At 42.0% G+C, this 25,617-nt stretch carries 21 protein-coding genes; 7 read left to right on the top strand and 14 right to left on the bottom strand.

Features of this window, described 5'->3' with window-relative positions:
* Positions 1-195: 195 nt before the first annotated feature.
* Positions 196-903 (top strand): hypothetical protein, encoded by a 708-nt coding sequence (locus tag V1500_RS07025; RefSeq protein WP_409304865.1) that lies wholly within the window; start codon positions 196-198, stop codon positions 901-903.
* A 225-nt stretch (positions 904-1,128) separates the two neighbouring features.
* Here the strand turns inward: V1500_RS07025 and V1500_RS07020 are convergent, their stop codons facing one another.
* Positions 1,129-1,608 (bottom strand): hypothetical protein, encoded by a 480-nt coding sequence (locus V1500_RS07020; RefSeq protein ID WP_409304864.1) that lies wholly within the window; start codon positions 1,606-1,608, stop codon positions 1,129-1,131.
* 964 nt (positions 1,609-2,572) lie between these two features.
* On the opposite strand from V1500_RS07020, the gene V1500_RS07015 reads away from it, so the two are divergent.
* Complete coding sequence (locus V1500_RS07015) at positions 2,573-3,499, top strand: catalase family peroxidase (RefSeq protein WP_409304863.1); 927 nt, start codon at positions 2,573-2,575, stop codon at positions 3,497-3,499.
* A gap of 72 nt (positions 3,500-3,571) precedes the next feature.
* Here V1500_RS07015 and V1500_RS07010 read toward each other — a convergent pair whose 3' ends face one another.
* From V1500_RS07010 to V1500_RS06980, 7 genes are all read right to left on the bottom strand, one after another.
* A complete protein-coding gene (locus tag V1500_RS07010) occupies positions 3,572-4,546 on the bottom strand; it encodes a carbon-nitrogen hydrolase family protein (protein ID WP_409304862.1) in 975 nt (324 codons plus the stop codon).
* Between the two features lie 792 nt (positions 4,547-5,338).
* Positions 5,339-5,767, bottom strand: coding sequence for a dUTP diphosphatase (locus tag V1500_RS07005; protein WP_409305938.1), 429 nt, complete (start codon positions 5,765-5,767; stop codon positions 5,339-5,341).
* A gap of 39 nt (positions 5,768-5,806) precedes the next feature.
* The gene (gene nrdF / locus V1500_RS07000) at positions 5,807-6,757 is read right to left on the bottom strand and encodes a class 1b ribonucleoside-diphosphate reductase subunit beta (protein WP_409304861.1); all 951 of its coding nucleotides are present in this window, start codon (positions 6,755-6,757) and stop codon (positions 5,807-5,809) included.
* Between the two features lie 18 nt (positions 6,758-6,775).
* Positions 6,776-8,959 (bottom strand): class 1b ribonucleoside-diphosphate reductase subunit alpha, encoded by a 2,184-nt coding sequence (gene nrdE / locus V1500_RS06995; protein WP_409304860.1) that lies wholly within the window; start codon positions 8,957-8,959, stop codon positions 6,776-6,778.
* Positions 8,928-9,257 (bottom strand): class Ib ribonucleoside-diphosphate reductase assembly flavoprotein NrdI, encoded by a 330-nt coding sequence (locus V1500_RS06990; protein WP_409304859.1) that lies wholly within the window; start codon positions 9,255-9,257, stop codon positions 8,928-8,930. The genes nrdE and V1500_RS06990 overlap by 32 nt, the downstream gene beginning before the upstream one ends.
* Before the next feature lie 59 nt (positions 9,258-9,316).
* On the bottom strand, positions 9,317-9,550 hold the full coding sequence (locus V1500_RS06985; RefSeq protein WP_409304858.1) for a glutaredoxin domain-containing protein: 234 nt from the start codon (positions 9,548-9,550) through the stop codon (positions 9,317-9,319).
* Positions 9,551-10,283: 733 nt separating this feature from the next.
* Entirely contained in the window at positions 10,284-11,147 is an 864-nt protein-coding gene (locus V1500_RS06980) for a fumarylacetoacetate hydrolase family protein (RefSeq protein WP_409304857.1), read from the bottom strand.
* Positions 11,148-11,629: 482 nt separating this feature from the next.
* Between V1500_RS06980 and V1500_RS06975 the strand changes: the two genes are divergently transcribed.
* The 5 genes from V1500_RS06975 to phoU all read left to right on the top strand — a co-directional run bounded on the left by V1500_RS06975 (position 11,630) and on the right by phoU (position 16,103).
* A complete protein-coding gene (locus tag V1500_RS06975) occupies positions 11,630-12,598 on the top strand; it encodes a PstS family phosphate ABC transporter substrate-binding protein (RefSeq protein WP_409304856.1) in 969 nt (322 codons plus the stop codon).
* A 123-nt stretch (positions 12,599-12,721) separates the two neighbouring features.
* Positions 12,722-13,672: a phosphate ABC transporter permease subunit PstC gene (pstC, locus tag V1500_RS06970; protein WP_409304855.1), complete on the top strand. Its 951-nt coding sequence runs from the start codon at positions 12,722-12,724 to the stop codon at positions 13,670-13,672.
* Positions 13,672-14,550, top strand: a complete 879-nt coding sequence (gene pstA / locus V1500_RS06965; RefSeq protein ID WP_409304854.1) for a phosphate ABC transporter permease PstA — start codon at positions 13,672-13,674, stop codon at positions 14,548-14,550. The genes pstC and pstA overlap by 1 nt, the downstream gene beginning before the upstream one ends.
* 32 nt (positions 14,551-14,582) lie before the next feature.
* On the top strand, positions 14,583-15,404 hold the full coding sequence (gene pstB / locus V1500_RS06960; protein ID WP_409304853.1) for a phosphate ABC transporter ATP-binding protein PstB: 822 nt from the start codon (positions 14,583-14,585) through the stop codon (positions 15,402-15,404).
* Positions 15,405-15,443: 39 nt separating this feature from the next.
* Positions 15,444-16,103 (top strand): phosphate signaling complex protein PhoU, encoded by a 660-nt coding sequence (phoU, locus tag V1500_RS06955; protein ID WP_409304852.1) that lies wholly within the window; start codon positions 15,444-15,446, stop codon positions 16,101-16,103.
* A gap of 481 nt (positions 16,104-16,584) precedes the next feature.
* Here phoU and V1500_RS06950 read toward each other — a convergent pair whose 3' ends face one another.
* From V1500_RS06950 to V1500_RS06925, 6 genes are all read right to left on the bottom strand, one after another.
* Complete coding sequence (locus V1500_RS06950) at positions 16,585-18,942, bottom strand: EAL domain-containing protein (protein ID WP_409304851.1); 2,358 nt, start codon at positions 18,940-18,942, stop codon at positions 16,585-16,587.
* Positions 18,943-19,286: 344 nt separating this feature from the next.
* A complete protein-coding gene (locus V1500_RS06945; protein WP_409304850.1) occupies positions 19,287-21,035 on the bottom strand; it encodes a glycosyltransferase in 1,749 nt (582 codons plus the stop codon).
* 32 nt (positions 21,036-21,067) lie between these two features.
* Positions 21,068-21,331, bottom strand: a complete 264-nt coding sequence (locus V1500_RS06940; protein WP_409304849.1) for a hypothetical protein — start codon at positions 21,329-21,331, stop codon at positions 21,068-21,070.
* The gene (locus V1500_RS06935) at positions 21,324-22,508 is read right to left on the bottom strand and encodes a glycosyltransferase family 4 protein (RefSeq protein WP_409304848.1); all 1,185 of its coding nucleotides are present in this window, start codon (positions 22,506-22,508) and stop codon (positions 21,324-21,326) included. Before V1500_RS06935 ends, V1500_RS06940 begins: the two co-directional genes overlap by 8 nt.
* Positions 22,509-22,933: 425 nt before the next feature.
* Positions 22,934-24,238: a nucleotide sugar dehydrogenase gene (locus tag V1500_RS06930; protein ID WP_409304847.1), complete on the bottom strand. Its 1,305-nt coding sequence runs from the start codon at positions 24,236-24,238 to the stop codon at positions 22,934-22,936.
* A gap of 67 nt (positions 24,239-24,305) precedes the next feature.
* On the bottom strand, positions 24,306-25,601 hold the full coding sequence (locus tag V1500_RS06925) for a glycosyltransferase (RefSeq protein WP_409304846.1): 1,296 nt from the start codon (positions 25,599-25,601) through the stop codon (positions 24,306-24,308).
* Positions 25,602-25,617: the final 16 nt, after the last annotated feature.

Here is a 25,617-nt window from a genome sequence, read left to right as displayed (position 1 = left end):
TTTGCTCTCACTTACTATTTTTAGATTCTCTCAAGGCACACGCAAAAAACACCCACTCAGCCGTTTTAATGAAACTAACCCCTTTGTTATTTCAATATAACTTGTTATTATATTAATTATAAGTTTATTCATAGCTAAATAGCATATGGAAAGAAAAACTTTTTATTAGAATAATGATAGGAATGGTAAAGTTTAATGAGTATCAAAGGTAAGTTACAAAGCTATGCGACAGAGCGGGATGTCGTATCTATAAGTGAAAAAGTAAATATGAAGGAAATTTCTGATTGGTTCAGAGAAAATAAGCAGAAGCTGCTGGCCCAGCCCTATGTAATCAGTAAGGGCTCCCTTCTTTTTCAGCAAGAAGGCCAAATTTCGTATAACACACGTTTATGCTTTGACCTGTCGCACGGGACACACCAGTTCTATGAAGTATATAATGTCAAGATAGGCACTACTGCCGAAGAATTAATTGCCCAATACAAGCTGGAAAATAATCCAGACGACGGGGCGCAGCAAAAGATTCAGCTAATTTACCCGAAAGACATAAATAAAGGACAGGCAACAGCCTATCTCACCGAATTATTGGATATTTTCCATCCTATGTTGTCATTTGTTACTAGATTTCAAGATAGCAGCAATATAGATATACTTAAGAATCAGCTCACAAAGGTTAAGCATCGGAAGAAACACAAGAGCGTTGTGAGAAAATCCAGAACAACATATTACGTAACTGATACAGTTGTTTTAAAGGAAGCCGTACAGCAAAGTACAGCAAAACAGAAAAAAGCCGAGCCTTCCAATACATATACTCGCAAAGGCCATTGGCGTACAATCAAATACAAGGACGGCTCCACGAAGAAAATATGGATTGAACCAAAGGTTATCGAAAGAAACATCAAATAGATGGAGTATCCTCATTAAGCCATATTCTTAATGTAGCATGACAAAGAGCAGCCAATGGGCTGCTCTTTTGTTATGCCGAGCCGAGTCAGACAGGACATTGTTCGCTTATGCATTTTTCGTTATTTTAGGCCGTGTAATTGCTAGTATGTCGCCCCTCCGAGAAAACCGGGAGACATATTTGCTTAGGAATTGTGTCATCGGCTTTTCAAGGGTATTAAGCAGCTGCTATAGATTGACCCTCAGCAGCTCTTGGTCGCAATAACGCAGTACAGTTTCCTTCTTCCAATAAGGTATGCCGTTCATTTGTAAATCGGCTGCAGGCACCTTTGCATTTTTAGTAAAGGTAGCAGCTTGATGTCGCTTTAAGCCTTGCTTTACTAGGTATTGGACGAACTGCTGTTCATTTAGATAGTCCTCTCCCTGGCGCATAAACATGAACGAAGAAGTATCAATTAGAGAAGTATCCTCCCGGAAAAATTCAACGATTAATTTTAAAGCGAGCTCCAGCCAGTCATTATCAAGGTTTCCATACATATCCTGCAGATCGAATGTTTTTTCCTCCGGACGCTCGAAGAACTGTGCAAGCTTTAAAAAGGTTTTTTCAGTATCCGACAAGGATGTCAATTCATTTGACTGTCCGAACTCGTTGATCATTTGCTCCATGTACGGAAATTGATCCATGATTTTGCGGGTCGTCTTTTTCATTGCCACCACTCCTATTAATATAGTTAGTGCATACTCTTTTATTGCAACGCTTGAAGGGACTTCCCTTCCTGATGTGTTTTTTATCTGTTTGTCCCCTTTAATTAAAATCCCGGTTTCCGCAACAAAAAAAGAGAACAATTTGTTCTTTATATAGAATTTTACAATGTTTATATGTAGAAGTAAAGAGCCCTCAAGACATAATGGAGATGTAACATTCCCATTGTTTTAAAGAAATATAGCGATATCAGGGAAGAATTGATTGGGCGTGTTTCCAAGTGTAAGAGATTCAGTGCTGAACAGATAAAACCTTTTATTTCACTGCTAAAAAGCGATTTCTAATTTTAAAGATTACGTACATAACGTGCTGTCAGGAAACTTTATTGTTCATATGTTATTGGCCTTGTCCATTTTTATTAAAATAAGGAAGCTAGCGGCTTGATAGAAAAAAATCTACATTTCCTATATTAAATCTTTCAAATCTTTCCTAATTTCTTCTCACACCTCTGCCAAGTGATAACAACAGGCAAGCAGATATAAGACAAAGTGGCCTTATCATCTATATCGTCGGCTTTATGATCGAGCTCCAAGTTTTTATGAGCGAGATTTCAAATTTATGACCGAACTCCAGTTTTATGAGCGAGATTCCAAATTTATGATCGAACTCCAGTTTTTATGAGCGAAATTCCAAATTTATGTTCGAACTCCATTTTTATGAGCGAGATTCCAAACTTATGATCGAACTCCAGTTTTTATGCGTCGAAATTTAAATTTGATTGGGACCCAGGAATATAGAACAATCCGTACCATTCCATTTCATTTACCCCATTTGAAGCCTGGGGTAATGCGTCATCGAATGTTTCAAAGAAAGAATCTTGTTATCCACATTTCAAAGTATATAAAACTAAAAAGAGGGTAGACAAAAGATAGTTAAGAATTAATTGTAATGGATAAAGGGGGGAAAGAAGTGGATTCTATAGGAGCAAATACAGGACTTGCTGTGCGAATGCTAGATGACATAGAAAAGTTTGCTGGCAGGTTTCCATCGTATAGGCGTGCACATGCCAGGGGCAGATGCTACGCCGGAGTTTTTACTCCGAATGGAAATGCAGCACCCTTTACATCAGCACCCCATCTGCAAATGGAGAAAGTGCCTGTCATCGTACGTTTTTCGAACGTCTCTTCCAACCCAAATCACAGCGATGGCCTGACTCCGCCAAAGGGTATGGCAGTTCAATTTTCGCTTCCAAATGATAAAGTGACAAGTCTGGTTTGTACGACCATTCCTGTATTTTTCGCCCGCACGCCTGAAGCTTTCGGGGAAATCATGCAATTCCTTGCATCCGTCAGGACTGGGCTGCCACGTATTAGGTCAGCAATAAACATAATCAGAAAATACCCGGAAACAAGGTCCTTCCTTAAGGTGATAAGAGAAACCCGGTTGCCTGCCAGCTATGCAATGGCCCAGTATTATTCCATACATGCTTTTTACTTCATTAATAAGGAAGGGCATCGCCAGGCAATTAAATATCAATGGGAACCAGATGCAGGCATAAGCATGTTCACAAAAAAGGAGTCGGCTTTATTGCTGCCAAATTATCTGGATGAGGAGCTGGCTAAACGAGTCATTAATGAACCAATTGGCTTTAAGCTGAACATTCAAATCGGGCAAGAGGACGACCCAGTTGATGACCCAACTATTTTGTGGCCTTATTCCAGGCAGAAGCTGACCATAGGCCATTTAACGATAACCGATGCGCTGGACAGCTCTGCAGACCAAACCCTATTTGACCCGACCATCATGCCAGAAGGGATTGAATGCACCGAAGATCCCATCCTTCAGTTTCGGCATGAGGCGTATAAGATTTCTTATAAGCGCCGCATGGATTATTAGGTGTTACAACTACTTACAGAACCTGCAGCGTACTTAGAAAGGGACCCTGAAAAACCCGGGTCCCTATATGTTTTATACAGGAGCCGGTATATCGGTCCCCCACTTTACATTCTCCTTTTTCTGTTCATTTACATGAAGCTGAAATATATCCGGCCTTGAATAGTGGCCTGATGCGTCGAAATCAAATTGACTGAAGGCTATATCCCGCAGATCAAGATCGGCTATCAGAATATCTTCTTTTCCAAAAACCGGTTCGGTAATGTAGTCCCCTAAAGGGCCAACGATAGCGCTTCCTCCCCGGCACATCTCCTCGGGAGACGATGCCAGCTCGTGATAACCGGCTAAATCAATTGGATACATGCTTTTATTTACATATTGATTGCAGGATAAAACAAAGCATCTCCCTTCCGCTGCTATATGGCGGATGGTGGACTGCCATAGATCCCGTGCGTCTGCGGTTGGAGCGATATAAATTTGTACCCCTTTCGCATACATGGCGGCCCTGGCTAACGGCATATAATTTTCCCAGCAAATCAGTGCCCCGATTTTTCCATATGGAGTATCGAAAACTGAGAGAGTACTGCCATCGCCTTCTCCCCAAATTAATCGCTCGGAACCGGTAGGCTTTAATTTTCGATGCTTGCCAAGCAGAGCACCATCAGGGCCAAAAAATAATACAGTGCAATATAAAGTACCACCACTATATTCATTATCCCGTTCTATGACGCCGACTACGAGATAAACACCCGCCCTGCATGCAGCTTCGCCCAGCTTATCAGTAGTGTCGCTGGGTACAACAATTGAATTATCCCAATAACGGAACCAGTCCTTCCTGCCTTCCGGAGACCGGCTGCCAACCGTTGCCCCAAAACTAAGACCCCTGGGATATGCAGGAATGAACGCTTCTGGAAAAACGACGATATTGGCCCCTTTTTCTCCAGCCTCTAGCGTCAAGGAAACTGCCTTGTCCGTGCTTGCTTCCCGGTCCATGATAACAGATGCAGCCTGGATGACCGCTACTCGTACCTTTGGATTAAGTTTAGTCATACTTAACCATCCTCTACTTATGTAATATTGCCTCACTCCTTAATTGGCTGATATAACAATTTCCACATTTACAGCCGCTATCCCTTCCCAATCGTATGGGATTTAAAAATCCTAACTCTCATAAATTTTTATAAAATAACGTTATTAACGAACAATACTTTTCTGTACAAGATAAAACTACACATAAAAGTACACCTCCAATTGTATCTGTCACTAACAATTGGGGTGCAGTTCAATTTCCATATAATTTTTCTTAAATTTTTAAAGATTAACTGTTCCCTATTTGCTATGTCCTCATAATCTGTGGCCAACGACTGTCCCAACAGTATAAGCCAACCGAAATCGTATGAACCGCAAACCGGCATTTAATGATTCAAACTCTCGTTTATGATCAAAACACCCGCCTGTTTGTTCAAAGCATCGCATATTCAATCATATGCTTTTTGTAACACTCTATTCTGCGATAAGAACCAGTTCCTCATACAGCCGGTACTGTGCTGTGCTCGTTTATCACCCTTCTTTGATATACGGCATTCGACAACTGCACGCTTATGTCATACCCATCTTTGCTTAATAATTCCTTTAATAAATCCTTACGATCAGATAAGTGGGTTATACCAAGTTTTTTTATCGTTATAGGGGGCTGATCGGAAATCGAACCTCCGGACCATGAAGAGGACCTGTAAAGACAAAAAGCATGGATGAAAGTAATCATCCATGCTCTCCTAATATTTATATCGTAAAGAACTATGCGACCCACCAAAGCTAGTTCAACTTGTCCACAACCATTTATTATTTAGTTCCAGTTGACCCATGTCCGCCGCGGTCTTCATTTCCCAGCTGCTGGACTTCCTCGAACTCAATTTCAGGCATTTTCTCCATAATCCTGAATTGGCAAATACGTTCGCCGAACTCAATCTTTGTATCACGCAATGCATACGCAGGAAAGAACCACTGGTCATTATCGCCTTTGTATGATTCATCCACTACTCCCATGGAGTTTGTTTGGATGATCCCGAAGTTTTTAAATGTGCTTGATCGCGGTACAACATGCGCTTCATAATTATTAGGCAGCTCCATACCTACACCCAAAGGAATCAAGGTGAACTCATCCTTTTTAAGCTCGATCGTTTTTGCTGCCCGCAAATCGATCCAATCTCCCTTTTCAATTTTGGTGATTTTAGGTAATTCTTCATTGAAATATTTAATCCTGATTTTCAGTTTTTGATCTATTTTCAGCACGATGCATACCTCACATTATCAGTAATCATAATCGTCGTCATTCATTTGCTCTACAACCGACATAAGGTATCCATTTCCCACAGCCGAGAAGAAATCATGGTTCGTTGTTCCGGTTGACAAGCCATTAATGACAATAGGATTAACATCATCTGCTGTGTCATTGAATAGAGGTGACAATCCAAGATTCATTAATGCTTTATTCGCATTATAGCGAAGGAACACTTTTACATCCTCTGTCCAGCCGACTTCATCGTATAGATACTCAGTGTACTTCACTTCGTTTTGGTACAGCTGGTACAGCAGCGTGTAAGTCCATGATTTCAGCTTTTCTTGCTCCTCTGGAGACAGTTCATTAAAGCCCAGTTTAAACTTATAGCCGATATATCCGCCATGCTGTGACTCATCGCGGATGATAAGTTTGATCACTTCTGCCACGTTCATAAGTTTAGACTTTCCTAAATAATACAAAGGTGTGTAAAAACCGGAGTAGAAAAGGAAAGATTCCAGGAATACACTGGCTACCTTCCTCTCCAGTGCTGTCCCGTTTCGATAGATTTCATCTATAATACTCGCTTTAATCTGCAATGTTTCATGTGTTTCTGACCATTCAAATATCTCGCGGATTTCTTTGTTGGTATTCAAAGTACTAAAAATGGAGGAGTAGCTGCGGGCATGCTCAGATTCCATGAAAGCAATGTTATTTAAAACGGCAATTTCGTGCTTCGTCCTGGCGTCCGGCTTCAATGCATCGATCCCAATTTCTGATTGAAGAGTATCCAGCATTGTCAAGCCCACGAAAACGCGTTCCACCAGCCGCTTTTCGTTATCAGGCAGATTCGTCCAATCCGCTTTATCCTTAGATACAGGCATACGAGTCGCTAACCAAAATTGCTCGGTTAGCTTCTCATATGTCTTTTTATCCATAATATCTTCTAATGCATTCCAATTTATTGCTTTATATTTTGTCATATTTTGATAGCTTCCTCCTTAGATTGAGCACGATTCGCAATAGTTAGCCCCAACTTCATCCCCATCATCAGTGAAGGTTCTGATATAATACACTGATTTAATCCCCTGCTTCCAGGCATAATTTCGCAGGATACTTAAATCCCTGGTTGTCTTCTTTGTTGGGTGGTCACTGTTTGCTTTCCATTCATACATGCCTTCTGGAAGTTCAGACCTCATGAATAGCGTCATGCTCAATCCTTGGTCGACGTGTTTTTGGGCTGTAGCATAAATATCGATGATTCTTCTCTGATCGATATCATACGCCGATTGATAATATTTAATAGTCTCGTCAGACAAATATGGAGCCGGATAATATACCTTGCCGCGCTTGCCTTCCGTTCTTTCTTCAATGCGCTGGGTGATAGGGTGGATGGATGCCGTAGCTTCATTTACATAAGATATGGACCCTGTAGGCGCTACAGCAAGCCGGTAAGCATTGTATATGCCATGTTTCTGTACTGATTCTTTCAGTTTTGCCCAGTCTTCCCTGGTCGGGATCTGGATATGGGAAAACAGCTCTGCCACCCTAGGATGCTTTGGCGTATAATCCGTTTCTATATAGTGATCAAAGTATTCGCCTGTAGCATACTTGGACTTTTCAAACTCGTAGAACGTTTTTCCTGTTTCAATTGAGATATTATTGCTTTCCACTAGAGTCCAATAGTTTAATAGCAGGAAATACAAATCTGTAATCTCAATGGATTCAGGCGATCCATACAGGATTTCGTTTTTAGCAAAGTAACCGTGTAAGTTCATTGCTCCGAGCCCAACAGAATGATACATATCGTTTCCATTTTTCACTGTAGGCACTACATCGATTTTGGATTCATCTGATACATGTGTCAGTGCACGGAGCATGACTCTCACAGATTTTCCGAAGTCCGGTGAAGCCATCAGGTTCACAACATTGGTCGAGCCCAGATTACAGCTAATATCGTTGCCCAAAAACTCAAACGTCTGGTCGTTCGAAATCATTGAGTCTTTCATGACCTGGAAGATTTCCGTGCACAGATTGCTCATTACGATTCTTCCGTTGATCGGATTTGCATTATTAGCGGTATCGATATTGATGATATATGGATAGCCACTTTCGTTTTGCAAATTGCTAATCTCTGTTTCAAGCTCGCGTGCCTTAATTTTCGACTTGCGGATATTAGGATTGTTAACCATGTTGTCATATTCTTTTGTAATATCTACATAAGAGAATGGAATACCATATTCCTTTTCAACATCATGAGGAGAAAACAGATACATATTGGCGTTAGCCTTGATTAATTCATAGAATTTATCAGGCACTACCAAGCCCAGTGACAGGGTTTTGATACGGACTTTTTCATCTGCATTTTCTTTTCTTACTGAGAGGAAGTCTACTACATCCGGGTGAAAGATGTTTAAATACACTACACCCGCGCCATCTCTCGCTCCGCCCTGGTTGGCATAGGAGAAAGCATCTTCAAACATTTTCATTACAGGGACCACACCATCAGCAAGTCCATATACTCCCTTAATCGGGTCATTGTTTGCACGAAGATTGGTAAGGTTGATGCCAACGCCCCCGCCCAGTTTGGACAATTGCAATGCAGAGTTAATGGAACGGCCAATCGAATTCATATCATCTGATACAGTCAGTAAGAAGCAAGACACCATTTCTCCTGCCCGTTTCTTTCCAATGTTAAGGAATGTAGGAGTCGCAGGCTGATAGCGCTGGTTGATCAATTCTTCTGCCAAATCCAGGGCCAATTCCTCGTTGCCATTTGCCAGTGCAAGTGCATTGAAAGCAAGCCTGTCTTCAAATCGCTCGAGGAAGCGCTGCTTATCATCTGTCTTTAAAGCATATTGCTGATAAAATTTATAGGCACCCATGAATGAGCGAAAACGGAATTTATGTTTATAAACTTTCTTGAATAGTTCTTTAACAAATTTCCTGCTATATAGATTCAAAAAGTCTTCTTTCAGGAAATTATTTTCTATCAAATAATCCAATTTTTCATTCAAGGAGTGAAAGAAAACTGTATTCGGGTTTACATACTCTAAGAAGTAAGCTCTGGCAGCCTGTTTATCTTTATCTAATTGAATCTTGCCGTCCTTTGGTATATTGACTAAGTTATTCAATTTGAAATAGGTATCTTCTTTAACTTTGCTGATAAGTTCTGGACTCTTCAATTGCTAACACATCCTTCTTAAATTGCCTGATATCTTTATCGGTACCGCTAAATTCGAATGTAAATAGCAGTGGCTTTTTGTATTTCTTCGACAGATTCACTGCATTGAAACAGTAGCTATTGTCAAAGTTTTTATTGCCACTTCCAACAAAGCCTTTCAAAAAGTGGATATTATTGTCATATTCGATGAAATTGCTTATCACGTCTGTAATATCATCATCATAGGTAGGGGTTATAAGAATATATTCTCGATCAACCTCTGTAAGAGGGTTGGAATAGTTCAGTTCTATTGAATCCACCCCAACCTGCTTTACGAAGCTCCTGACATTGCCTGTCAAAGAAAGGTAGACTAACAGCATTATTTCTTTAACGCTTGTAACTTATCTGGCTGGAATCCAGTGAATGGTTCCTGCCCCTCTGCGACAACGACAGGCATTTCTCGCAACCCCAGAGTATTTACGACAAAGTCATAAGCTTTTTCATCCTCTTCTACATTGAACGTTTCAAATTCAATGCCTTCAGCATTCAAGACATTCTTGGTCATATCGCACTTAGGGCAACCATTTTTTGTGTATACAGTAATAGTACTCATTTACCAAAACTCCCTTACTTCATATTTTTTAATTTTATCATTTTGCCGTCGATTTTTGAAGTCTTTTGTTTTGTATAAATATGTAATAACCAATAATATTATCGGAAAATGTAAGTTATTGATAATACTTGGCAGACATTTCATCGGGATTGTTTTTTTACCACTACTTGGTAAAATCACGTAATTCACTGATGTAATCGCTGTCTTTTACCGGCTGCCACCCTGTCCATAAATTCTGCAATTTTCATTTTAAAAATAATATATCAATTCCCGTTTCCCAATTAAATTGACAATATCAATGTCAATATACAACTTACGGTCCTTTTGAAAAATAGTTTTTGCGTCCAACACATTAAAAAGCCTCCCCATGCAAAGAGACTATTTATTATTCTGGGTCTATATGTATAGCCAAGGACACAAAACCATATAATCTGACTTTGGCTGGCTTCGTCTCCATCCTTCTGTGTCACCGCTGTACAAATGTGAAATTCCAGGGGGTCATTGATCCTCTCCACCTGCGGCTCCTTACCTGTCGGCCGTTTCCATTGTCGCACCAATCCAATTTACGGTCCGGCTCGGCAATACCTGTCAAAGATAGGCAGACACCTTCGTATTTCGTGGAACCACCTACTGCTGTCTTCTGGTTTGCTGCATGTAAAAAATACAAATCAAATAGGTTCCCGGCAAAAATGCAGGGAACCATTGTTGTTGATTCATTCTGTCGTACGTACGCTTATTGGGTAAGGTTGGTAATCAGGCGTCCAAGGCCCTCTACTTCACAAACCACTTCATCCCCCGGCTTCAGCCAGTTCTTCTCCTGCATGCCCAGGATCACTCCTTCAGGTGTGCCTGTATAAATGATATCGCCTGGCTCAAGCGTCATGATCTGGGATAAGTCACTAATCAACCTTGCAACTGGGAATATCATATCTGCCGTATTTGAATCCTGGCGCAGTTCACCATTAACCCAGCATTTTAATTGTAAGTTTTGAGGGTTTGACACTTCATCAGAAGTGACTATATATGGGCCTAGCGGCGCAAAGCCGTCTAGCGATTTCCCGTAAAGCCATTGATTGCTGCGGAACTGGAGTTCTCGTACTGAGAGATCATTTCCGGCAGCATAACCAAACACAAAATCCAGAGCTTGTTCAGGAGATACTCTTTTGGCCGGTTTTCCGATTACAACGACCAGCTCGACCTCGTAATCGACTTGCTGTGCAAAAGACGGTACTTCCACATTCTGCCGATTTCCTGCGAGACTATTAATAAACTTCGAAAAGTAGACAGGATATTCTGGTATCGGCAGTCCGGATTCTTCGGCGTGTTTGCGGTAATTCGCTCCCACACATATAATCTTGCCGGGATTATGTATAGGAGGTGCATACTTGACCTGTTCTTCTGGAACTGGATCTTTGGAAGCCGCCACGATTTCTTTTAATGATGCCAGCGCTTCCGGTCCCTGGGTAATCACCTCAAGAATGGTGTTGGGTGCAGGAATTCCTGCTTTCTCAGCTGCAGACTGAACATCAACGATACCGCCTTCTGTTTTTACGCCCAATTTAATCTCATTAGAATCATAGAATGAAAGCAATTTCATTTGTCATCGACCTCCCCGATCATAACTTTTGGAATATCTTGATTTGTTGCTGCTAAGTACGGCTGTCCATGATAGGAAGCACAAAATAGTGCCCGGGAACACCTTCCCCTCCAAGAACCGCTTTCCCCATACACTTTTTAATAAATAATCCGGCTCCGACCATACAATTATAAATGAATCAGAATAAAATTTGTTAAATTTCGGCAAAGTTTTAAGAAAATTCAAAATAGATCAGATATAGTAATACAAATTCATGTTTTTACAAATCCTCTAATTCTTACCCTCACATTTAACTCGTTCTAAAGACTGCTTTATGCAAAATAGCCTTCGGTGGGCTTATTTAACTTGAAACCACGATTTCATAAAGAGGCTAATCTCTTTCATCTGCCAAATTTTTTTCATAAAACTTATTCTTTTTTGTAAATAATAACCTTAAATTCAACATGAAGTAATTTATTTATTCAAATTCAAGGAGGATCAAGATGGGCACAATAACAAAATTCATAAGAAACATTGCTCTGATATTGCCGCTCTTATTCCTATCAGCATGCGGCGGCAATGGAAATAATGATAATAACAATCAAGGGGGCGGCGACGGCGGAGGCCAACAGCTCTCAGGAAGCATCAGGGTTGATGGTTCATCAACCGTGTATCCAATTATGGAGGCAATAGTCGAAGAATACGGTGCGGAACAGCCTGATGTAAAGGTATCAGTTGGATCATCAGGGACAGGCGGGGGCTTTAAGTCGTTTGCAGCCGGAGAAACCGATATAACGAACGCCTCTCGCCCTGTAAAGAAAGAGGAAGCAGCAAAACTGAAGCAGAATGGAATTTCATATACGGAGCTCCGGCTTGCTTTTGATGGACTTTCAATAGCGGTGAATAAGGACAATGACTGGGTCGATCATTTGACAGTGGAAGAATTGCGGAATATGTGGCTAGAAACAGGAAAGCCAAAAAAATGGTCGGATATCCGAAAGGGATGGCCGAACGAAGAAATCAAATTTTACTCTCCGGGAACAGACTCCGGTACATTCGACTATTTTAATGAAATAATTTTACAGGACAAGCCAATGGTGGAAGCGGCTACCCTGTCAGAGGATGACAATGTTCTGGTTCAAGGAGTCAGAGGAGACAAGAATGCCATCGGGTATTTCGGCTTTGCCTATTATTACGAAAACAAGGATGACTTGAAAGTCGTTCCGATCGATAACGGAAAAGGCCCTGTCAAACCGACGCATGAAACGATCCAAAATGGCGAATACAGCCCACTTTCACGGCCGCTGTTTACCTATGTCAGCAATAAGGCTGTGACGGACCAAAAAGAAGTCCGGGACTTTGTCAGGTTTACGATTGAGAATGCAGGTGAATTTGCAGAGGATGTCGGCTATGTAAAACTCCCTAAGGAAGAATATACAAAAGACATGCAAAAGCTGGATGCTATCAAATAAAAACTGCGGTGACAACTTTCAGACCGCAATCTTTTGCACAAAACGCCAGAAAGTTTCCATACTGGCCGCCTTCGGAAAACTATATTTCCAAAGGAGAACTATTGCATTTAACGGGGGTTGAATATGGCTTCGGAAAAGATCGCAAACACGCTCTCTGTCCGGGAAATGATTGATGAGAAAATGACTAAGGATAAAAAAGGAGGATCGCTTCAAAAGGCTGTTCCCTTCCTTTTATTTATCATTGCCGCTGTATCTGTACTGACCACAATCGGAATTGTCCTTACACTCATTTTCGAAACGATCTTATTTTTCCAGTCTGTATCCTTCAAGGAATTTCTGACCGCGGAGAAATGGTACCCCTTTTCGGAAACGCACGCATCATACGGAATATTGCCATTGATATCCGGAACTTTAAGGGTAACTGCAATCGCAGTGATTGTAGCGGTGCCAATCGGGCTGGCAGCCGCTATTTATCTAAGCGAGTATGCCTCCGATCGTGCACGCAGAATCATTAAACCCATCTTCGAAGTTTTGGCCGGCATCCCGACGATTGTGTATGGATATTTCGCTTTAACTTTTGTTACACCTGTTTTAAGGGAGATCATACCAGGCCTGGCTGTTTTTAATGCTTTAAGTCCTGGTATTGTGATTGGGATCATGATTACCCCGATGATCGCATCCCTGTCTGAGGACGCCATGTCCTCAGTTCCCAACGCCATGAGAGAAGGTGCACTTGCACTCGGCTCCACAAAAATCGAAGTGGCATTCAAGGTTGTTCTTCCTGCTGCCATATCAGGCGTTGTAGCCTCCATCGTTCTTGCCATTTCCCGTGCGATTGGCGAGACAATGATTGTATCTGTAGCTGGCGGTTCCTCTCCTAATCTTGGCTGGAATGTCACCGAATCCATACAAACGATGACGGCATACATCGTCCAGGTAAGCCAGGGAGATGTCGGCTATGGAACCACCATTTACTACAGCATTTACGCAGTCGGGATGACACTCTTCGTGTTTACATTAATCATGAATTTCATTGCCCAATATGTCTCCCGCCGCTTTAGGGAGGAATATTAATGAAATTTGTAGACGATAGTAAGGTAATCAGCCATATGCGGCCCAGACTTTCTGCAAACATCTTTTTTCGTACGCTTTTCCTGATTGCAACCCTATTTGGTTTACTGGTGTTAGCGATCTTGCTGTACCGGATCCTTTCTCAGGGATTGCCATACTTTGACCTGCAGTTCCTGCAAAGCTTACCCTCCAGGAGGCCTGAAGCGGCGGGTGTTTACACAGCCTTAATCGGTTCAATATGGCTGGTTGCAGTGGTGGCGCCGGTATCTTTATTTCTTGGAGTCGGGACAGCTGTCTATCTGGAAGAGTATGCACCCAAAAATGCGATTACTACATTCATCCAGATTAATATCTCAAACCTGGCAGGTGTGCCCTCCATTGTTTTTGGATTATTGGGCTTAACTGTCTTTGTCCGCGCCCTGAGCCTGGGTACAAGTGTACTGGCTGCAGGCCTGACCATGAGCCTTCTTGTGCTGCCGGTCATCATAGTTGCGTCACAGGAAGCGATCCGTGCTGTTCCAAAAGAGATGAGGGAAGCGTCCTATGGATTGGGTGCTACAAAATGGGGCACCATTGTCCGGATTGTACTGCCTGCCGCCATTCCGGGGATATTGACCGGGGGCATTCTGGCATTTTCGAGGGCCATTGGTGAAACCGCCCCATTGGTGGTGCTTGGCATTCCATTATTCGTTGCATTTTTGCCGAGGGGTGTGCTCGATACTTTCACAGTCCTGCCCATGCAGATTTACAACTGGACCAGCCGCCCGCAGGAAGCATTTCACGCACTGGCCGCAGCGGGAATCATTGTATTGCTGATCCTGTTGATTTTATTGAATACAATCGCAATTATCATAAGAAACAAATATCAGAAAAGATATTGATGAATGATCACCCTCAAATTAGGAGGTAATCCATGAGTACATCCGCTCCAACGAACCAGGAGAATCGACCAAAGTCTGGCACTGCCAATTCTGATGGGAAAAATATCGTTTATTCAACAAAAAATTTGAATCTATGGTATGGAAACAACCAGGCACTAAAAGAAATCAACCTGGATATAAAAGAAAATGAAGTAACCGCAATCATAGGCCCTTCAGGATGCGGCAAGTCTACATATATTAAAACTTTGAACAGAATGATCGAACTGGTTCCCGGGGTTCGAACCTCGGGCGAGATTCTGTACCGCGGCAGGAATATCCTTGATAAATCATATAGAGTGGAAGAATTGAGAACAAAGGTTGGAATGGTTTTTCAGAAACCGAACCCTTTTCCAAAATCAATATTTGAAAATGTCGTCTATGGACCCCGAATTCACGGGATCAGGGATCGAAAAATATTGGACCAAATTGCAGAAAAGAGTTTACGCGGCGCGGCTCTCTGGGATGAAGTAAAGGACCGCTTGAACCAAAATGCATTTGGCCTCTCAGGCGGCCAGCAGCAAAGGCTTTGCATAGCCCGCTGCATGGCAATTGAGCCAGACGTCATTTTGATGGATGAACCAACCTCTGCACTGGACCCCATCTCCACTCTGAAAGTAGAGGAATTGCTCCAGGTTCTGAAAAAAGACTACAGTATCATAATCGTCACCCATAACATGCAGCAAGCAGCACGAATTTCCGATAAGACGGCTTTCTTTCTTAACGGGGAGGTTGTTGAATTCGCCAAAACAACAAAGATGTTTTCCAATCCTGATGATAAAAGGACAGAAGAATATATTACCGGCCGATTCGGTTAAAAATGGAGTTCCCATTGAAAGAAGGAGGTCACCTGCGATATGCCGATCCGTGAAAAATTTGAGCAGGATCTAAAAAAGCTTCAGGACAAACTGATCGAGCTTGGGAGTTTTACGAATGAAGCCTTGATTCGCTCCCTCGAAGCGCTCGAATCCCAAAATATTGAATTAGCTTTGGAAATAATGGAAGATGATACAAAAGCGAATTTATTAGAAGAAGAAATAAATGATATTGCGATTTGGCTTATAGCTAAACAGCAGCCGGTGGCCATTGACCTCCGGAGAATAGTTGCTGCCATAAAAATTGCTAACGAGGTGGAGCGAATTGCGGATTTTGCAGTAAATATCGCAAAATCCACCATCAGAATCGGCAAAGACCCTCAAGTCGAACTTCTTGATAGTATCAGGTCGATGCATAAATTTACCCTGGATATGTTAAATCAATCCCTGGATGCTTTTATGGAAGATGATATTGATAAAGCAGTCAAGGTGGCTGATATGGACGATAAGGTAGATGAGCTCTACGGTGAGTCAATCAAAGAGCTGCTCGGTTTGAATAAGGGAAATGTGGAAATGCTGCCAGAAATTAGCCAGCTGTCGTTTGTATGCAGGTATCTGGAGCGGGCTGCCGACCACTGTACCAACATAGCGGAGAACGTATATTATCTTGTTAAAGGCAGAAGGTATGATTTAAACACTTAAAACAGCTCCGTTTGGTAACTGGTTTACGTGGTTGTTGAGCAAGTATAAAAAAGCACCTTAAGGGTTAAAATCAGTACCTGGCTGAGAATTATACCTTCATAATGGCAATGAAGACCTAAACCAGTGACAGAGAAAAAAATTAGACCTTCATAAGGGCGATGAAGGTCTAAAATCAGTGACAGAGGTGACAATTAGACCTCCATGGGGGAAAGGAAGTTCCAGTACCAGTCGATAGTAAGAAATGTGATCTTCAGAAGAACGATCAGCACGAAATCCTTACAATAGCTGCGAACCAGCGTGATCAAGGACAAATAAAAACAAAACTGTCTTAAGCTTACATGAAATTAAAACCTTCATCGAAAATATCGTTTTACTTGCACGAAGCAATTCGTTTTCTCAGACTGGTAAAGCAGTGCCCTATGTACCGGTTTGCTGATGTACTTTGTTCTACAGCCGGGGTACTGTTTATAGTTTTGACCACTTATATTACGGACGATTGGTCCTTAAAATTTTCTCTGAGCATTTTCTCAAACGCTTCTGCTGTTACCGGACGGCTATAAAAGTAACCCTGAGCTACATCGCACTTCTCTTTCTTCAAAATCTCCACATGCTGCTCCGTTTCCACCCCTTCTGCCACTACCTCAAAATTCATCGCATGCCCCAGAGTAATGGCTGATTTAACAATGGCCAGATCCCCTCTATCCGTGTGGATGTCTTTTATGAAAGACTGGTCAATCTTTAAGCCATTTACCGGAAATAGCTTAAGATAGCTTAAGGAGGAATAGCCGGTGCCAAAATCATCAATGGAAACGGATATGCCCATTGACTTTAATTTTTTCAGGATCTTTACCGTCTCGTTTCCATATTTCATAATGGTGCTTTCAGTGATTTCCAGTTCCAGCCATTCCGCCTTCAGCTGTGTTTCTTTCAATATCTCTTTCACAGTTTTTACGATGTCCTCATGCTGGAATTGCCTTGCGGAAATATTGACAGCAACCCTTAGGGGCGGCAGACCTTCATCTTGCCATTGTTTATTCTGTGCACAGGCAGTTTTAAGAACCCATTTGCCAATTGATACGATTAACCCTGTCTCCTCTGCTAGAGGAATAAAATCATTGGGCGGAATGATGCCAAGTTCAGGATGTAACCACCGAATTAAAGCTTCCATTCCGATAATTTCGTTAGTCTGAACCCTGTACTTTGGCTGATACACCAAGAATAGCTCATTATCCTCTACTGCCTTACTGAGCATCGATTCCATTTTTATTTTATCGATCAGACGGGAATTCATGTTTGAACTGTAAAATTGAAACTTGTTCCTGCCCTGCTCTTTCGCACGATACATAGCGACATCCGCATTCATCAATAATGCTTCTGCAGTGTCCCCATCATCGGGAAAGATACTGATTCCAATGCTCGAAGTGACAAACAGGTCATAGCTATCTACCAGAAACGGTGCGGAGTGTATATCCTTAATGTTTTCTGCTATGGATTCGACTTCTTTTAGATTCGTAACTTCCGGCAATATAATGATAAATTCGTCACCGCCCAATCTGGCTGCCATCCCGTTCTGTGGAACAACTTTAGCAACCCTCTCTGCCACCAGCTTAAGCAAATTATCCCCTGTTCTGTGTCCCAGGCTATCGTTAATATATTTAAAACGGTCGAGGTCAAAATACATCACAGCCACTTTCTGATTGTGGTCCCGTGCATTTTTCAATGTTTGTTCTAAATGTCTAGAAGAATAACGGCGATTTGGCAGTTCTGTTAAATAATCATAATTAGACAATCTATGTAACTGCTCGAATAATTTTATGATATTGTCCTCTGCATGGGCCATCACCTTTGCGGGTATTTCCTTAATGGATGATCCCGTCGCTACTTGCTCGAGCGCGGTTTTAAAATGCTTGAGAGGCATCAGGATACGGCGCTGCAGGACAGCAGTCAGGATCACCAGGAGAAGGATAATCATGATACCATTAAACAAGCTCATTTGATTCATGTTTTTAAGCACTTTCGTACTGGTGCTCAAAGGATATTGTATGTACACTGTGGCCATTTCCTCATTGGAAATATCAGATATCGGTTTGTAAACATGCACGGTGATGGTATCATTGTGAGACGTAGTCTCGTACGAAATAGAATAGTCTGGTTTGTTCGGAATATCCTTTGGCAGTTTTGTGATCCCTCCTTCAGCAGATATTGCCTGCCCATGCTTCGTGGCGAGCACAAGGTTTGCCTGTAATGTTTCCTGAATATCGCTAATATCCTGCGAATTTAACAGCCTGCCAAAAATCAGGTTGCCCGTTGGAGGGGCATTACCTTCCTCATTCGTTACTTTAGACGCTGAAATAATCGCTAATCCTTTAGTCGTCTTTATTAATCCTGAATATTTTTCTTCTTTCGTTAAACGCTGAAGAATAGATGCGTAATCCAAATCTTTCACAATGCGGCCATCCTTCTCTGCAGCAGAAAGAATCTTCCCCTCATTGTCAGTAGTAACGACAAAATCCAGTATCGGTACGGATTTAAGGTTTTCATCCACATTCTGTTCGATCCAGGATAAATCCTTATCCTTGATTGCCGTTCGGTAATCCTCCCAATGTGAATTGGAACTGACAACTGCCAGAAGGTCCTCCCCAAGATTTTCTATTAGCCTTTCAGCGATATGGATAGATGTAATAGCCTGTTCTTCGCCAATCTGTTCCATGCTATTCATGGTTGATGAATAAAAGTAATACACTATGGCGAAGAGCGGCAAAACAAGAATAATCACTATAAGAATAATGATTTGATAAGTCAGTTTTAGGTTTTTCCGTTCCTTTAACCCCTTTAACATGCATTCCCCTCTTTTAATGTATATTTTTTGTCGAATTTCAATTAGTGTCCAACTGTAAAATGAAACGGCAGGGTCTACCACTCAAATACACAAAGAGTATGATGGTAAACTCTTACACAAGTCACTTCATTATCAATAATATCGGTGTGCTTAAATAGAATGTTATGGTAAGATAAAACATTTTACAATCGTTATTGAAATATTCTGTTACTTATTCATTATATTTTACATACCAAAAAGGGAAAGAACGAAACAATAATAGCCTGTCGGAAGGTTATTTACTAATCAATAAAAAAACCAGCTCCCTATATGGAACTGGTTTTTTACATTTCCTATCATGATCTTCAGGGCTGTTGGTACCTTCTCCTGATTTCCCAATATTTCATCGTAAGCCTGCCCATCTTGGAGCTTGATAGCGCCTTATACTTATGTTCAAGATTCGCCTGTTGCCTGGTCAGCTTTTGCAGCAGCCTGGACAACTCCTTGTTCTCTCTCTGAATTGCTCTGGTATTTGTGCCTACACCCATTTGTTCTTTTGAATCTGCTTTCCTTCTCTTAATCCTTCCAGGAGAACGCTGAACCTCGGTGCCTATATACGGAAAGAATGCCTTATTGGCAATTAAGATCGTCTCCAAATCAGCAGCAACAGACTTAATTTTCACAAAATCAAGGGGACCCATTTTTTCAATGTCTTGTATCACCCCTGATTTAGAAAATCTGATGAATTGCTCCATCTTTTTCATTTCGTTACCTGGACTTTCTATTATAAAACAGGTCTGTCCTTCGGGTTCATTTTTCAGCAATGCTTCTTTTATATTGAAATGCGGGATTGCTGTCAGGAATGGCAGGCTTTCTGCATCTGCTTTTATGGAAATTCCCTGCCTAGCCATATCCGTCATATACTGCTTGATTCGCTTTCCCCAAAGCATTGGCTGCAGGCGCTTTAACGCTTTGGAAAATACAAAATTGCTGCTCACCTGGTACATCCTTGCTGCAGCACTGTCATATATTTGTCTGTCATTCAGCGCGTTTTTTACAGCGTCGCGGAACTCCTTTTCTGTATTTGCAAACAGCGGATAGTCCTCTCCAAAAAGCTGTTTGTGCATCTTAGTAGGATTCATGATAACAGGCTTTTTCAGAATGCCGTATTCCAATAGTTTAGTGGATAACTCAAGGCTGCTGTCCATCTCCGGGCTTCTCCATGTTATACCAATGTCGCTATTTACGATTAGCTGCTGGGCATCTTTCCTGGTCAGTGCACCATACCAATTCAGGCCATCTGTATTCCTCAGAAGATACATCGCCTCTTCCCTGAAATTAGGCTGCTGCTCTCGCCTATTGAATTTATCACCTGCTATATGAAGGGTTAAATCTTCCATCTCCCGTTTTAACTCTTTAAAAGCAGTGATAATTTCGATTGTCCGCCAGTCTGGATCAAATTTCCCAGTGTATACCAGCTGTCTGGTCAATTCCTGATTTTCTTCCACTTCCACGTCAGGTATCATGGGTGAAAGCAAAGCAACTTTATGATCTGCGGGCAGTTCCAGTAAATCGATGACAAATTGGCACATCTCTTTTGTCTGGCATAAAAAATATGCACATTTTTCATAAATGTTCTTTAAGGAATCATGGCTGCTGTCATTAAGGTTTTGATCTGCATGTGTTAGGCCTGTTACATAAACCAGCGTTTGTTCGATGATGCTGCTATGTGGAAGGATCCTCTCAACCGTGTCCATGCTTCTCACCAAAAGCCAGTCATACCGATTTCTGCTCCAATAATGGCATATTAAGCTTTCCGCATCGGTATAAGACAAAAATCCCTTCCTTAGCCATTCTTCCCCAGACTGCTTAAATACCTCGTCTTCATATGGATTGATTACAGTAATGTTATCAGCTGCCTCAAGCGGTTCAAGGAGGATATCCCGTTTGATAGGCCTTGCCAGCAGCAAATCAACATGTATATTTTTGTCCAATGCCAGGGCCGTAGCAACGGATGACAGGAAAACCGCAGAACCATCCATCGTATTCATATCAATAAAGCCGAACACTAGTATTCTTAGCTTTGTCTCGGATGTGTTGCCAATTTGTTTCAATTTGTTCACTCCAATTTGGATTACCTAATTTCTTATCGCATTTTTATGAATGCTTTTACTGCAAGCCATTTGTTTGTAATGGTTCCTGACCGCTTAACATAAGCTTCCTTTTTGTTCAGTCTTTCCGCTTCCTTAGCCTTAGGCAACAGATCCTCGATTTGTTTTTTACATGCTTCCAGTTCCTCTTTATATCCGTTTGCTTCTGCCTCATAGCGTTCCGCCAATTCCAGTGTCATTTGCATCATATCCTTCATCTGGGCCTCGAGTTCCTCGTATAAGGACTCCCTATTAGCCATTAATAAGTTCCAGCTCCTTGTTAATTACTACATTTGTTGCGCATTTCTCCTGAATAGAACGGGATGCAGCACTTGAAATCCTGGAGAACACCTCTGGATTAAAATATAGGCGTTCAATAGCATCTGCAATATCCACAGGATTGTCCTTCTTTGTCAGAAGGCCCGAAACATCATGCTCGACAAATTCAGGAATTGCTGTCGTATCTGTTGAAATGGGGACCAGTCCGCTGGACATAGCCTCACACATAGAAACTCCCTGTGAGTCCAGCCGCGTAGGACATAGAAAAACTCCAAACTGTTTATGCAAATCGGCAATTTCATTTTGAGGAAGGAAGCCTTTGTGAACTGTTACATTCTTAAATTCAAGCAGAGGCCCGGTTATCTCATCAAATAACACTCCGTCTCCGTAAAACGAAAAATCCAGCTCCTGAAAAATTGGCCTCTTTGAAAGCTCCAATACTGCATTAACCGATAAATCGTTGGCATATTTCCTTGAAGCGTACGGACGGATGGTTAATATTTTCTTACGGTATTCCGCCGGTTTTTCCTGATAGCTAAACAGTGTTTCATCAATGACATTTGGAATAATCACCGATTTTCTTGATACTGCCCTTGCATCGCACTCCGCAATATGTGTTTTGAACCATTCGGAAATATGGACAAAGGTTACGTCGAGGTCTGTCGTTCGATAAAACCAATTCATAAAAGAAAGCTGATCCACATAATAAGTGTCGGCCATGTTCAGAACACGGCGCAAACTGGCAGCATTATCCAGGAAATTGAACCAGCGCCTATGCCAGGCTTCTGTTTCAAATCCATGGACCCAGGTGATGATCGGCATATCTGGGCATGTTTCTTTTATTGCATGGACCATTTGAGGGTTAACAAAGTGGATGAGTGCTTTTTTATGTGCTTTATAACTAAGCAATGTCCTTAAATGGGCTTCCGTTCCCCTATAAACTTGTACTTCCTCGTACACATAACCTCCTGGATTTTTATAAGCCGGATGCAGCACAAATACATCGATGGCAATATCAGACTCCATGTAAGAAAGCACCCGCCGATGAATAAAACCATTCCGGTACAGCTGGTCAGGATGCGGATACGCATTGGTAATGATCAAGATCCTATCCCGACCTTCAAAAACCAGCTCATTTATATCAATAATGCCGCCCATAACCCTCACCCCATCTCATTTAATACATAAAAGAATTGCAAGGGGTCAGCCCCCGTTTACTATGTTAAAAAATCACAGAGTATCTGCCCCGTTTAGTATGTTAAAGAATCACAGAGGTCTGACCCATTTAGGATGTTAAAGAACCACAGAGGGTCTGACCCCGTTGCGAACGATAAAGCGTTGTACAGTGTCTGACCTGTTTAGCAGCCTCGTTCTGCTCCTCGCTCACCATGTTGGCAGCATCAAGAAACAGGCTCCTGAATTGGAGCCTTCTGTTTTTGCAAGACGATCAGGACCTTGCTATGTCAGCCTTGTCATATAATTATCAAGAAGGAGACCCATCTTATACACTATTGAACTGTAAGCAGACTGTCAGAGTATAGTAGACTTTTTTTTGTGGCAGAGAACTGGTAATTACACCGGCTCTAAATTGCCCTGCTGGATTTAAACGATGCGACTTGGTTCGATTTATATTGATAGAGATTTCCCATATTAATGACATTGACTTGTTCATACCGCTCCTGATTGATGCAGTTTCTTGTATCTAGCAGCAGCTTGTGTTTCATGCTCTTCGTCAAGCTGTCCAAATCCATTTCTTTAAATTCATTGTGGTCCGTCAGCACTAATATCAAATCTGCCTGGTTAACTGCTTCCTCGGCGGGTACAACCGGCATTTTATTAAGGGCGACATGCGGGTCATGCAGGGCAACCTCGATATTCCCCTCGCTCATTAGCAGGTTAACCACCTCTACAGCAGGGCTTTCTCGCAAATCATCGACATTGCCTTTATAGGTAAGTCCAAAAACTGCAACCTTAGGCTTTCTGACTCCCTCTAGAAGCATTTTTACATTGTCCACAACATAATGCGGCATGGAAACATTGGTATCGCGAGCTGTTTTAATCATTTTGGCAAGCTCTGGCGCTTTTGCAACAATGAAATACGGATCTACGGCTAAACAATGCCCTCCAACGCCTGGGCCAGGCTGATGAATATTGACACGCGGGTGCTTGTTCGCCATGCTGATCACATTGAGGACATTGATATCCAGCTTCAAGCAAATCTTTGAAAGCTCATTAGCGAGCGCAATATTAACGTCCCGAAATGTATTCTCCATAAGCTTGGACATTTCTGCAGTCTTTGCATCCGTCCGGATAATATCACCCTTAACAAACGTCTCATATACGCGTGCCCCAGCATCTGCACAGGCCTCTGTCACCCCGCCTACGATCCGGTCATTGTGGATGAGCTCATGCATGATTCGTCCCGGCAGAACACGCTCCGGACAATGAACCAGATAGATATCCTCTCCTATGGTAAATCCAGCCTTTTCAAACAGAGGCCTTACCCCATCGTCCATACTTCTCGGGGAAATAGTTGATTCAACAATGATTACATTCCCTTTCTCTACAAGTGGAATGATTTTTTCCGATGCCTGTATAACATAGGACAAATCACATGATTTATATTGATCCTGCTTATTAGGAGTCGGAACGGCAATAAGAAATACATCTGCAGCTTCAGGTGTCAAGGAAGCACGAAATTTTTTATTCTCCACTGCTTCACGCAAAACGTCCCCAAGGCCCGGCTCTTCGATATGGAGTTCTCCAGCATTGAGCTTACTAACAATCTCGGAATATATATCCACTCCTACTACATCCACTCCATGTTTTGCAAACATTACTGATGTTGGCAGTCCTATATACCCTAAGCCCATGGTACAAAGTTTCATATTCTCCAGCTCCTCTTCGCATGATTATTACTAAGATCGAAATGAATTACCTATGTCAGTTTGTGTTTCATGCAGATTCATAGATATCGATAAAGTTTTGTTTTTCATTCATCCAGTTATATTTTTCACGTGCCGTCAAACAATTTCGGCTCATTACCTTCCGTAGGGCCGGATGATTCAATAGATAATTAACACCTTCGGCAATGGATGCAGGATCATGAGAATCAACACAGATCCCGATATTCTCGTTCTCTACTACTTTTTGAATCTCCGGAAAACTGCATGCTATCACAGGAACACCGCTCATCATGTATTCGAAAAGTTTATTGGATGACGCCGAATAATGGTTAAAGCACACATTGTTCAATACCTGGAATCCTAAATACGCATTGCGTGTATAATGCAAGAGCTCGTCCACCGGGACTTTCGGGATGAACATGACACGTTCAGAAAGGCCTTTGACACACACCATCCTTTCCAGGTCACGCTTCAGTCTTCCATCCCCAATGAATACGACGGTGCCTCGCTCTATCAATGGTACAGCGTCCACGATTTTTTCAAGCCCCCGCCCAATTTGGATGCCCCCCTGATACAAGAGGATCGGTTCTGTTTCAGGAAGTCCCAGCAGCCCGTGCAAATTGACTTCAGAGCTGGTTTCCGGCCGGGAAGGAATCGGGTAATTATGGACGACATTAGGGTATATTCCGTACAGATTCTCGTTATATTTGGCACGAGTATGATTTTCAGCTATCATTTCGTCTACAAACCTCAGCAAAAATCTCTCCATAATGCCGTATATCCTGCTGTTATAGCCCGTTCTGCTTGTCTGTACTTCGTGCGAATCGTAAATCAGCTTCCTGCGGCGAAACAGCTTCGCACTTAATACCCCCTGCAAAAGAGTGTTAAGATCATTGGAATGGTAAAAGTCATATCGTTTCGAATGACCCTTGTGTACCATTTGGAAAAAGATAAAAGCTCTCGTCAGCAGCTTGGGCAATTTTGTTTTGGTCATGGCGAAAACTATCCCTGCCATAATTGCGAAAATGGGTAATGAAACAATCGCCAGTATATTTTTTGGAATAATCCCTAAAAACAAAAGCATAATCAGACCCACAAGACCAAGGACAAACAGCTTCTTCATTTTTCCAGCATATTTGTGTAGCCCGGGGATTCTATTTTTCACACGGAACACCTCGAAACCATTCTTATGCTGTTCATGTAAAAGCAGCTTTTCATCTTTCCAATCGTGAATCGCCACTAAATCCACTTCATATCCCGCTTCAGACAATGCAGAGCATTCCCGAAATACCCTGGCATCATTTGTGAAATGGTTCCACACAAACATGCAAACTTTCTTGGACATATTGACTGAACCCTCC

Origin of the sequence: Peribacillus sedimenti (genome assembly GCF_046237635.1) — a bacterium.
Taxonomy (GTDB): domain Bacteria; phylum Bacillota; class Bacilli; order Bacillales; family DSM-1321; genus Peribacillus; species Peribacillus sedimenti.
This window is presented reverse-complemented; position numbering and strand designations above follow the sequence as displayed.

What these genes read in the sequence shown, in the direction of transcription:
- V1500_RS07025 (WP_409304865.1), top strand. Translation starts at nt 196, where the DNA reads ATGAGTATCAAAGGTAAGTTACAAAGCTATGCGACAGAGCGGGATGTC.
- V1500_RS07020 (WP_409304864.1), bottom strand. Translation starts at nt 1,608, where the DNA reads ATGAAAAAGACGACCCGCAAAATCATGGATCAATTTCCGTACATGGAG.
- V1500_RS07010 (WP_409304862.1), bottom strand. Translation starts at nt 4,546, where the DNA reads ATGACTAAACTTAATCCAAAGGTACGAGTAGCGGTCATCCAGGCTGCA.
- nrdF (WP_409304861.1), bottom strand. Translation starts at nt 6,757, where the DNA reads ATGACAAAATATAAAGCAATAAATTGGAATGCATTAGAAGATATTATG.
- V1500_RS06985 (WP_409304858.1), bottom strand. Translation starts at nt 9,550, where the DNA reads ATGAGTACTATTACTGTATACACAAAAAATGGTTGCCCTAAGTGCGAT.
- V1500_RS06980 (WP_409304857.1), bottom strand. Translation starts at nt 11,147, where the DNA reads ATGAAATTGCTTTCATTCTATGATTCTAATGAGATTAAATTGGGCGTA.
- V1500_RS06975 (WP_409304856.1), top strand. Translation starts at nt 11,630, where the DNA reads ATGGGCACAATAACAAAATTCATAAGAAACATTGCTCTGATATTGCCG.
- pstC (WP_409304855.1), top strand. Translation starts at nt 12,722, where the DNA reads ATGGCTTCGGAAAAGATCGCAAACACGCTCTCTGTCCGGGAAATGATT.
- pstA (WP_409304854.1), top strand. Translation starts at nt 13,672, where the DNA reads ATGAAATTTGTAGACGATAGTAAGGTAATCAGCCATATGCGGCCCAGA.
- pstB (WP_409304853.1), top strand. Translation starts at nt 14,583, where the DNA reads ATGAGTACATCCGCTCCAACGAACCAGGAGAATCGACCAAAGTCTGGC.
- phoU (WP_409304852.1), top strand. Translation starts at nt 15,444, where the DNA reads ATGCCGATCCGTGAAAAATTTGAGCAGGATCTAAAAAAGCTTCAGGAC.
- V1500_RS06950 (WP_409304851.1), bottom strand. Translation starts at nt 18,942, where the DNA reads ATGTTAAAGGGGTTAAAGGAACGGAAAAACCTAAAACTGACTTATCAA.
- V1500_RS06940 (WP_409304849.1), bottom strand. Translation starts at nt 21,331, where the DNA reads ATGGCTAATAGGGAGTCCTTATACGAGGAACTCGAGGCCCAGATGAAG.
- V1500_RS06935 (WP_409304848.1), bottom strand. Translation starts at nt 22,508, where the DNA reads ATGGGCGGCATTATTGATATAAATGAGCTGGTTTTTGAAGGTCGGGAT.
- V1500_RS06930 (WP_409304847.1), bottom strand. Translation starts at nt 24,238, where the DNA reads ATGAAACTTTGTACCATGGGCTTAGGGTATATAGGACTGCCAACATCA.
- V1500_RS06925 (WP_409304846.1), bottom strand. Translation starts at nt 25,601, where the DNA reads ATGTCCAAGAAAGTTTGCATGTTTGTGTGGAACCATTTCACAAATGAT.